This window comes from Micromonospora sp. GCM10011541 (assembly GCF_042650725.1).
In the GTDB taxonomy this organism is placed as follows: domain Bacteria; phylum Actinomycetota; class Actinomycetes; order Mycobacteriales; family Micromonosporaceae; genus Micromonospora; species Micromonospora sicca.
On record NZ_JBHSBP010000020.1, the window covers coordinates 1 to 9631 of the forward strand.

Here is a 9631-nt window from a genome sequence, read left to right on the forward strand (position 1 = left end):
GCTCTCCACCTCACCCATTTCGAATACCGATACCTACCGGATTCTTGTTGAGATCACGTCAGTGGATGCACGATCTCGTAGCCGAGTTTCTGGGCATCTTCATAAGCACCTTCCACGTCATCCACGTGGACGGAGATGACCGGGTCTTCGGGTGCGGTTGCGTCGCGCGTCACGAGCTGAACGTTCGCCCGGCTGTCCGGAGAGGTGTAGCGGGCCACCCATCCCATGTTGAACTCCTCGGTACTCAGCCCGAGGTAGTCGGTGTAGAAGCTCTTCGCTGCCTCAACGTCAGCCACTCGAAGGTCGGCCATAACGCGTATGACACGCATGTGGTCCTCCTGCTCGCAAATGAGATTCTCATGATTGTCTTCCGAACGCTGCGGCTTGTCGACTCGCGCACTCCGGTGATGGCCGTTCCCCGTGGCGCAGGACGAAGATTACCGAGCGCTACGCGCCACGCATTCAATTCGGCATGACAGCGCAATGCGCCGGGCGCGGCCAAACGCGCGGACAGCGGCGGATGCGGATAGCCCAAGAGAGCCCGGAGAGCGGTATGACAATGCTGTCCCGGGGCGTTGGCGTGGTGGATGCGGGCAACCTTCAGCTCGGACGGATACTGCCCATCGTTGTGGTCACCAGTTGCCGGAGCTCCGTAAGGTGCAGGAGCCGTCCGGCGGCGACGTAGCTGGCAACGCCTGCCAAGCCAGCCACCGTGATCGTAATCAGTGATCCGATCCAGCCTGAAGCGACGACCGGTACCAGCGTCCGAACGGCGAGAGTCGCACAGACGGCGCCAATCGTTGCCGCGACGAGAACTCGGATGTGCGTGCGGACCAGCCGGCGACCATCAACCCGGCCAAGGCGACGGCGCAGCATGATAGCTGTGGCGATGAGGCCGACGGTGTAAGCAGCGGCATAGGCGACGGGGACACCGATCACGATGTCGGCGGAAGGGAGCAGCCACATGACACCCACACATCCGGCAACTCCGATCGCGGTGACACCCGCGGTGATCAATGCTGGAGTCTTCGTGTCCTGCAGGGCGTAGAACCCCCGCTGCAAGATCATGTAACCGGTGAAGTGCACCAGGGCGAACCCGAACGCCGTCACGACGACGCCCAACAGGCTCACCGTCGACGCCACGCTACGACCATGGTCGAACAGCAGCGTGGCGATCTGCCGACCGAGGACCATCATCGCCACCGCGATCGGTGCCATGGCTACGGCCGCGGCGCGCACGGCGAGCGACAGGTCGCCGATGACCTGCGTATGGTCGAGACGAGCCGCACTGCGAGTCAGACGCGGCAACATGGCGGTCATCACCGACACCGCGACGACCGCGAAAGGCACCTGGAAAACCGCATAGGCGCTCTGATATGCGGTGACACCGCCCGGCCCGCTCAACGACGCTGCACGGGTGGCCACGGCGAGCAGCACCTGACTGGCGACGACCGACATCAACACCCACCCGCCGAGGCGACCGATGCGGCGGATCGCGATACCCCGCGGATCCCAGCGCGGCCGCAACGGGAAACCGCTGCTTGCCAGGGCCCACACCACGAGCGTCATCTGGGCGAAGACCCCTGCGCTGGTGCCGATCGCCAGTAGCGTCATCTCCCCTGACGCTCGCCCAGGTCTTCAAGCTGGCCGACATCGTGCCGCCCCGGTACCGCGCCCTGGTCCTGGTCACCACCTTCGGGTGCCTGCGCTGGGGCGAAGTCGCCGCCCTCCAACGACAGGACATCGACACGGCAGTCGGCACCATCCGGGTCCGGCAGGCGTACACCGAGCAGCGCGGCGTCGGCCTGGTCCTCGGTCCAGCGAAGTCCCGGGCGAGCCGGCGCACGGTTAGCCCGCCACCGACCGTGGTCGAGGTCGCGAGCGACCACCTGGCGGCGGAAGTCGACGACAACCCGGACGCGTTCGTGTTCACCACCGAGAGCGGGCGGCCGATCTGGCGGGGCAACCTCAACAAGCTCATCAACTGGAAGGCCAGTGTTGCCCGGATCGGCCAGCCGGAGCTGCACTTCCACGATCTGCGGCCCAGCGGGAACACCCTCGCCGCGCGGACCGGGGCGAGCACCCGTGACCTGATGGCCCAGATGGGGCACGACTCATCGCAGGCCGCGTTGATCTACCAGCACGCGACGGCGGAGGCGGATCGTGCCATCGCCCAGGCGCTGCACGAGGTGCTGCGCGCGGACCGGAAGACGTCCAAGAAGCCGGCGGCGCGGGCAAGACCAACGGCAAGCCCGGGCGGCAAGAAGGGCAAGAAGCGGTCAGCGGACCGGAACGGGGCCGGGGATGACCGGGGCTAATGGCACGTTAATGGCACGCGGCCTGGTCCTTGGCTACGGAACGTCGAAGGCCCCGGCTCGGACTGACGTCCTGACCAGGGCCTTTCGCGTGGAGCGGGTGACGGGAATCGAACCCGCACTGTCAGCTTGGGAAGCTGATGTTCTGCCATTGAACTACACCCGCAGGCGGCACCACTGTACCTGAAGTCACCGCGGCCGTGCATCCAGGCACCCCGGCGCGGCCCCCGGCGCGCCAGCCCCGGGCGAAACCACCCTGTCACGACCGTGAAATCACGGACCCGCCCCTGTACAGGAGAAAGTTTCACCACGGCAACATATGCCCGTTCTCAAATCCGTCGATCGGTTGTAACGTCACCCGCACGTTCTCAGCCACGGCCCGACATACCCCCTGTCGTGCCGCCAGAAAGAGGTGGGCCCATGGGACTTCGTCCCAACCTGCTGACCCGGCGTGCCGCCGGTGTCGCGTCGACGACCCTCGCGCTGCTGCTCAGCACCGCTGCCGTGGGCGTCGTTCCCGCTGCTTCCGCCTTCTCGGCCGCCCCCGGCGCGTCCTGCGCCGAGCCGACCGACGTCCACTCGGACGCGCGGGTCAAGAAGGGCGGCACGGCCAAGCACGACCCGAACGAGCTGACCGTCAAGCAGGTCCGTGACCGCGAGGCCGACCTCGCCGCCGCGCTGCGCGAGCGGGCCAACTTCCGCGCCGGCGCCGGCGCCACCCCCCTGGCCACGGTCACCATCCCCGTCGTCGTGCACGTCATCCAGCGGGACGCCACCCGGGCTGGCGGCAACATCCCGGACTCGCTGGTCACCGCCCAGATCGACGTGCTCAACCAGGCCTACAGCGGTGCCACCGGGGGCGCGCCCACCGCGTTCGGCTTCCAGTTGCAGAAGGTCCACCACGTGACCAACGCCGCCTGGTACCCGATCGTGCAGGGCTCCTCCGCCGAGCGGCAGATGAAGACCTCGCTGCGCGAGGGCGGCAAGAACACGCTGAACCTCTACCTGGGCGAGCTCAGCGACGACCTGCTGGGCTGGGCGACCTTCCCGAAGCGCAAGCTGGACAGCATGGACGGCGTGGTCGCGCTGAGCGAGTCGCTGCCGGGTGGCACCGCCACCAACTACAACCAGGGCGACACCGGCACCCACGAGGTCGGCCACTGGCTGAACCTCTACCACACCTTCCAGGGCGGGTGCTCCGGCTCGGGTGACAGCGTCAGCGACACCCCGGCGGAGTCGTCGCCGGCGTTCCAGTGCCCGACCGGGCGGGACACCTGCGCCACGGCCGGCCTGGACCCGATCACCAACTTCATGGACTACACCTACGACTCGTGCATGTACCAGTTCACCCCTGGTCAGGCGAGCCGCATGCTGACCGCGTGGAACGCCTACCGCGCGGCGTAACACCCCAGCAGACGCCGGTGCCGGCTCCGTCTCACGACGGGGCCGGCACCGCCGCATTCACGGGGCCTCGGCCAGGGTCAGGCCGCCGTCCGGCGGGTGTCGAAGCCGTGCCGTCCGCGCCGGGCCGGCCGCTGATCGGGTACGCCCGCCGCGTCGCCAGCCAGATGCGCCGCCCGCGGGTCGAGCCAGACCTGGACGGCCGGTTGCCCGCCGCCGCGGCTCGTCGCCTCGCTCTGCCCGCGACGGGTGAGCATGGCGACGTCGATCGTGAACTCGAACAGCCGCCAGTCGACCTGTGGCGCGGCCCGGCCGATCTCGGCGACCCGGGCCACCCGGGCCTGGTCGGTGACCGGTCGGGCGCGGCCCGCCACGTACGCCTCGTCGTCGCTCTCCTCGGGCGGGAACGAATGCAGCGCGTAGCGGCCGTCGCGTTCGAGGTCACGGCGTTTCGGCGAGTCGATGACGAAGCAGAAGAGCCCCTCGTCGGTGATGACCGGCGAGACCGGGTGGACCCGGGGGCCGCCGTCGGCGCGGACCGTGGCGAGATAGCCGAAGCCCGGCCCGTACTGCTGCATGAGAAGGCGGATCTCGTCGGCGAGGCGCGGCTCGTCGGCGGCGAATTCGGACCAGGAAGCCATGCGGACATTCTATCGAACACACGTACGAACGCGCAGCCCGACACGCAGGTCACCCGCTCCGGTGACGGCGCTCGGCGCCGTGCTCGCTATGGTGTTCCGATGCTGCTCTCCGACCGCGACCTCGTCAGCGAGATCAAGGCGGGCACGCTCGCGCTGGAGCCGTTCGAGCCCACGCTGGTGCAACCGTCCAGCATCGACGTACGCCTGGACAAGCTCTTCCGGGTGTTCAACAACCACCTCTACACGCACATCGACCCGTCGGTCCAGCAGGACGACCTGACCTCGATGGTCGAGGTGCCGGAGGGCGAGCCGTTCGTGCTGCACCCGGGTGAGTTCGTGCTCGCCTCGACGCTGGAGGTGATCTCGCTGGGCGACCAGCTCGCCGGCCGCCTCGAAGGGAAGAGCTCACTGGGCCGGCTCGGGCTGCTCACCCACTCCACCGCCGGCTTCATCGACCCGGGCTTCTCCGGCCACGTCACGCTGGAGCTCTCCAACGTGGCGAACCTGCCGATCACCCTCTGGCCCGGGATGAAGATCGGGCAGCTCTGCATCTTCCGGCTCTCCTCGCCGGCCGAGCACCCGTACGGCTCGGCCGTCTACGGCTCGCGCTACCAGGGGCAGCGCGGTCCGACGCCGAGCCGGTCCTGGCAGAACTGGCGCACCTGGCCGACAAGCAGGCACTGACCCGCTGTGCAATAGATCCACTCGTATCTCAGGCCGTCCCTTGCTGTGAACATCGATCCGGCCACGCTCGAGGATCGCGTCCACCGCCCGCCTCGTCCGCGCCTCGCTCTCCGGCATCAGGTGCGTGTACGTACTCAGGGCCGGTCACCGGGGCGGGGACGTGGCGAGTCATGGTCGGCAGCCACCGGCCACGGCCGAGCACCGCGCGACCCGGTCGACCTGGCCGCCCTCGCGCCGGCCCGGATGGTCACCGGCCAGATCCCCGACGACTTCGCCAAGGTCTCCGAACGCCTCTGGGACAGCACCTGTTCGAGGACGGTGTCATGTATGCCAGCAGCGAGCCCTGCCCGATGTGCCTCGTCGCCTGCTACTGGGCGCGGATACCCTGGCTGATCTTCGGAGCCAGTATCACGACGTCGCGACCTACGGCTTCGAAGACCTCCAGTTCTATCGAGAGGTCGCCCAGCCGATCGAACGCCGGTCGCTTCGCGAGGACCTCGCTGAGGGCACGCTCCGTACGCAGGCTGTTGAGGTTCTCCGCGCATGGGCGGACAAGCTGCCCCTACCGGTCGAGCCCAAGTACTGACCGCTGTCAGCTGTGCAGGGCGGAACACGCGGTAAGCCTGCACCGGACCAACGCCGTCGCGACCGGCGGACTGGTCGACGCCGGCTGAGCCCCGGCCGTCCATCCGCCCGCCGGTCCGACGCCGGCTACCGGCAGTTCTGCGCTGCGATCAGCGGCGCGGCGGTCAAGCGGTTCGTGCTGCCGCACTCGGCCGGCGACGCGAACGGGATGTGACGCGGCGAGGGCCGTGCGAGGGGGCCGAGCGTCGCCCGTTGCCCTCGCACGGCCACCGGCTAGGACAGGTGTTGCGGCTGCCCCGCTCGTACGGTCGCCGGTACAGCGGTGGACAGGTTGGCGACCTGGTAGGCGGTGACGACGCCGGCCGGATCGACGGCCCACAGATCCGGAACACCGTCGGCGTCGAAGTCCGTGGCCTGCAGGGTGGACAGCGGGCTGCCCTGGTGCCAACTGGGCGAGATCTGGTACTGCGTGTAGCTGATCGCGCCGGTCATGTCGCCGTTGTCGATGAAGCGGATGCCCTCCCACAGATACAGCTGGCCGGTCGACTCGTTCCACAGGAACATCGCCGTGCCGGACGGCAGCAGGGTGGTCGCCATGGTCCAGCTGTCCCAGTCGGACCCGCCGGTCGGGGTGGGCGTGTTCAGCTGCACGGGGATCGGGTACGCGCCCGTGCCGCCGTAGTTCGGGTAGTAGGCGAGGTAGTAGCCGACGCCGGCGTCGCCGTTGATCGCGATCAGGTCGTCGTAGGGCGAACCCATGCCCGAGGCGTCGTAGGCGTTAGCGACCTGGATCGGGTTGGTGCCGTTGAGGTCGGTGAAGACTCCGTTGGAGATTGGTTGGGCGTTGCCGCTGTACTGGGGCTGCAGAACCGAGTCGTCGCCGCTGCCGAAAAGGATCACCGCTTCGCCCGCATGGAGGCCGGTCGGGTAGTAGACCAGCACGTCCTGGAACCCGCCGCCGTTGAACTGCCCGGTAATGGCCTGTCCACCATCGAAATCGGCGGGCGTATCGGTGAGGAACATGCCGTTGCCGTTGGCGCCGATATTCGTGGCGGGAGCGTGGACCCGACCCCGTGTGCTGGCCTCGCGGCCGGTCGCGAGCCAGAGCCCGGAGGTGAGGCCGGGGGTCCCGCCCACGGTGAGCAGGTCCGCGAAGCCGTCCCCGTTGAGGTCCTGGTCGGCGGCGGGGGTCGCGGCGTCGGCTAGGAGGATGTCGACGGTGTGCGCACTGACCGCGCCGTCCCGGGCCACCGCGGCGACGGTGAACGTGGTGGTTCGCCGGGCGGGGATCCAGGTGATGCTCGCGACGCCCGCCGTCGCCCGCACGGACCTGGTCCTGCCGTCGTCGAACTGGTACTGGTAGCGGACCGGTATGGGATCGGTGGAGCCCGGCGTGAAGGTGAAGGTGACCGCGGTGCCCACGGTGTAGATGGGGAACGAGGGGGTGACCACCGGAGCCGCGATGGTGGTGGTCGTCGCGGCGTGCGCCGCGGTCGCCGGTGCCGCGCCCGTGACGAGCACGGCGGCGGCGAGCCAGCTCACCTGGCGGCGCAGCCTTTGCGTCAGTGTCATGACGGGTTTCTCCCTTGACTGTGCACCGGGTTGGCAGTCACTCGGACCATCCGAAGGCGGGTGCGGGTGCCACATCCTCTCTGTTGCTCAGGGGATCTTGTCAAGGGTGTGGTGGGACGCGAGTGGGCGTCCCACCACAGGCTTTGACGCATTGCCTAGCAGGCTTGCAGGACCTCCTCCACCTCCGAGCCGACCTGCACTACCACGGCGTCGCTACGAAGTTCCTCGAAAAGGTGGTAGCGCTGTTCTTGGCGGGCAAGCAAGGTCGGGCAACCAGGTGGCAGCACAACGTCGGCGCGGCCGATGAAGTCAACGAGCATATCGAGGACTCATAGGTGCCCCCTTCACGGTTGCCGAATTGGGCTCTTAAGAATCAAGGCGGCCCGCAAAGCGGGCCGCGCCGCCGGGCACCACCCGGATTAGTTGGCGGCGCGTTCGGCGAGTGGGCGGCGACGCAGGGCCGTGTCGGTCAGTGTGCGCGGGGGCGAGGCAGCGTGGGGGTTGAACAGGTTGGTGCCGGGCGGCACGATCTCGTCGATCCGGTCGAGTGTCGCATCGTCCAGGGTGAGCGCGGCCCCCTTGAGGAGGTCCTCCAATTGTTGCATGGTTCGCGGTCCGATGATCGCCGAGGTGACGGCGGGGTGGGCCACGGTGAACGCTACGGCGAGCTGGGGGAGGGTGCAGCCGATGCTTTCCGCGAGTTCAACGAGTTGTTCGACGGCGTCGAGCTTGGAAGCGTTTTCCGCGTTCGTGGGATCGAATAGTTCCGGCCGGATTGTGGGACGGCCGGTTGCCAGGTCGATGGGCTGGTTCTTGCGGTATTTGCCGGTGAGGAAGCCGAAGGCCAGTGGGCTCCAGACCAGTACGCCCATTCCGTAGCGCTGGCAGACGGGCAGGAGTGAGGCCTCGATTCCGCGGGCCAGGATCGAATAGGGCGGCTGCTCGGTGCGGAAGCGTCCGAGGCTACGCCGCTCGCAGACGTGATGCGCCTCGACGATCTCCTCGGCCGGGAACGTCGAGCATCCGAAGGCGCGGATCTTCCCTTGGTGCACGAGGTCGCTGAGAACCGAGAGCGTCTCCTCGATGTCGGTCGAGGGGTCGGGGCGGTGGACCTGGTAGAGGTCGATCCAGTCGGTGTTCAGGCGCCTGAGGCTGTCCTCGACCGCCTTGAGGATCCAGCGCCGTGAGTTGCCACTGCGGTTGCGACCCTCGCCCATTTTGAAATGCACCTTGGTGGCGAGTACGACGTCGTCGCGGCGCCCTTGCAGCGCCTTTCCTACGATTTCCTCGGACTCACCCTGTCCGTACATGTCAGCGGTGTCGACGAAGTTGATGCCCTGGTCGAGGGCCGTGTGGATGATACGGACGCAATCGTCGTGGTCAGGGTTGCCGACAGCCTGGAACATCATGGTCCCGAGGCAGTAGACACTGACCTCCATACCGGTTCCGCCGAGGGTGCGATAGCGCATGGTGATGCTTCCTCACTGGTTCAGCCGTGATTACACAGAGCGACAGAAGCGTCGATCACGCGGGGAGCCTAGGATCTAGAGTCGGCTCTAGGTCAACCCGTTACCCTGAACGGCATGGCTGAGGTCACAACGAGTCTGAGCATCGGACAGGTCGCCGAACATACCGGCTTGAGCGTTCACGCGCTGCGCTTCTATGAGCACGAGGGCCTCTTCGTCAACCCCGTGCGACGCGGACCTGGTGGGCGTCGCGTCTACAGCCAGGATGACGTGGACTGGCTCACCGTCTGCATCATTCTCCGCGCCTCCGGCATGCCCCTACCCGCGCTCCGGCGATACGCCGACCTCGTCAGAGAAGGAGCCGGTAACGCCGAAGAACGACTCACGCTCCTGCGCGAGCACCAAGCGCACGTCACCGCCCAGATCGGCAGGCTCACCGAGTGCCTGGATCTGATCAGGTTCAAGGTCGGAGTGTATGAGGACCTCCTCGACCCGGGGAGCCCCACCGCCCGCCAATGCCATGCCCCATCCCCTTCGGCAGACAAAGAACAGACGCCAACCAAATCGGTCAGCTCCTAGATCCCCATGTGCCCAGGTTTCTTGTTGGAGCTGGCCATATGAATCGCAATGCATAGGTCGCCGTGCCATCCACGTGCCAGTAGCCCGTACCTCGGACGGTCACCAGGGGGCACGAACAGTCTCGAACTTCCTGCCCTTGACCTGGCCCATCAGGTCCTTGTCGGTCGTGATCTTCGTCCTTCCAACCTGACGGTGCGGGTCCAAGTTCCCGCTACGCCGATAGTTGCCGGTAGATCGCGAGTAGAAGCAGGCCGACACCCACGGCAGTCGTTGCCCAGCCGGCGCGCAGAGTTGCCGTTGGATGGCGAGGCCACCAGCCGCCCGGACGGAACGTGTCAAGGGATTGAGGCCAGCGGGAGTTAAGCGGCTTGTCGTTGCGGCTCGGGCT

9 protein-coding genes, 1 tRNA gene and 1 pseudogene are annotated in these 9631 nt (G+C 67.4%); 4 read left to right on the plus strand and 7 right to left on the minus strand.

Annotated features, from left to right (window positions below; translation table 11 throughout):
- Nucleotides 1-53 precede the first annotated feature (53 nt).
- Both ACFOYX_RS08980 and murJ read right to left on the minus strand, forming a co-directional pair.
- Nucleotides 54-311 carry a VOC family protein gene (locus ACFOYX_RS08980; RefSeq protein WP_322475181.1) on the minus strand — a complete coding sequence of 86 codons (258 nt, stop codon included), beginning with the start codon at nt 309-311 and terminating at the stop codon, nt 54-56.
- 289 nt (nt 312-600) lie between these two features.
- Nucleotides 601-1623: pseudogene (gene murJ / locus ACFOYX_RS08985) on the minus strand (murein biosynthesis integral membrane protein MurJ); the annotation flags it as partial.
- Here murJ and ACFOYX_RS08990 point away from each other — a divergent pair.
- Nucleotides 1542-2318 carry a site-specific integrase gene (locus ACFOYX_RS08990; protein ID WP_336636922.1) on the plus strand — a complete coding sequence of 259 codons (777 nt, stop codon included), beginning with the start codon at nt 1542-1544 and terminating at the stop codon, nt 2316-2318. The pseudogene murJ and the gene ACFOYX_RS08990 sit on opposite strands and share 82 nt — an antisense overlap.
- Before the next feature lie 89 nt (nt 2319-2407).
- On the opposite strand, the gene ACFOYX_RS08995 is transcribed toward ACFOYX_RS08990, so the two are convergent.
- A tRNA-Gly gene (locus ACFOYX_RS08995) sits at nt 2408-2481 on the minus strand.
- A 254-nt stretch (nt 2482-2735) separates the two neighbouring features.
- On the opposite strand from ACFOYX_RS08995, the gene ACFOYX_RS09000 reads away from it, so the two are divergent.
- On the plus strand, nt 2736-3719 hold the full coding sequence (locus tag ACFOYX_RS09000; RefSeq protein ID WP_322444060.1) for a zinc metalloprotease: 984 nt from the start codon (nt 2736-2738) through the stop codon (nt 3717-3719).
- Between the two features lie 77 nt (nt 3720-3796).
- Here the strand turns inward: ACFOYX_RS09000 and ACFOYX_RS09005 are convergent, their stop codons facing one another.
- Nucleotides 3797-4357 carry a pyridoxamine 5'-phosphate oxidase family protein gene (locus ACFOYX_RS09005; protein WP_109801159.1) on the minus strand — a complete coding sequence of 187 codons (561 nt, stop codon included), beginning with the start codon at nt 4355-4357 and terminating at the stop codon, nt 3797-3799.
- A 99-nt stretch (nt 4358-4456) separates the two neighbouring features.
- Between ACFOYX_RS09005 and dcd the strand changes: the two genes are divergently transcribed.
- Nucleotides 4457-5041, plus strand: coding sequence for a dCTP deaminase (dcd, locus tag ACFOYX_RS09010; protein ID WP_109801158.1), 585 nt, complete (start codon nt 4457-4459; stop codon nt 5039-5041).
- 858 nt (nt 5042-5899) lie between these two features.
- Here the strand turns inward: dcd and ACFOYX_RS09015 are convergent.
- From ACFOYX_RS09015 to ACFOYX_RS09025, 3 genes are all read right to left on the minus strand, one after another.
- Entirely contained in the window at nt 5900-7198 is a 1299-nt protein-coding gene (locus ACFOYX_RS09015) for a hypothetical protein (protein WP_322444061.1), read from the minus strand.
- Between the two features lie 155 nt (nt 7199-7353).
- On the minus strand, nt 7354-7518 hold the full coding sequence (locus tag ACFOYX_RS09020) for a hypothetical protein (protein ID WP_322444062.1): 165 nt from the start codon (nt 7516-7518) through the stop codon (nt 7354-7356).
- Nucleotides 7519-7617: 99 nt separating this feature from the next.
- A complete protein-coding gene (locus ACFOYX_RS09025) occupies nt 7618-8667 on the minus strand; it encodes an aldo/keto reductase (RefSeq protein ID WP_322444063.1) in 1050 nt (349 codons plus the stop codon).
- 114 nt (nt 8668-8781) lie between these two features.
- On the opposite strand from ACFOYX_RS09025, the gene ACFOYX_RS09030 reads away from it, so the two are divergent.
- Nucleotides 8782-9243: a MerR family transcriptional regulator gene (locus ACFOYX_RS09030; RefSeq protein ID WP_322444064.1), complete on the plus strand. Its 462-nt coding sequence runs from the start codon at nt 8782-8784 to the stop codon at nt 9241-9243.
- Nucleotides 9244-9631 lie beyond the last annotated feature (388 nt).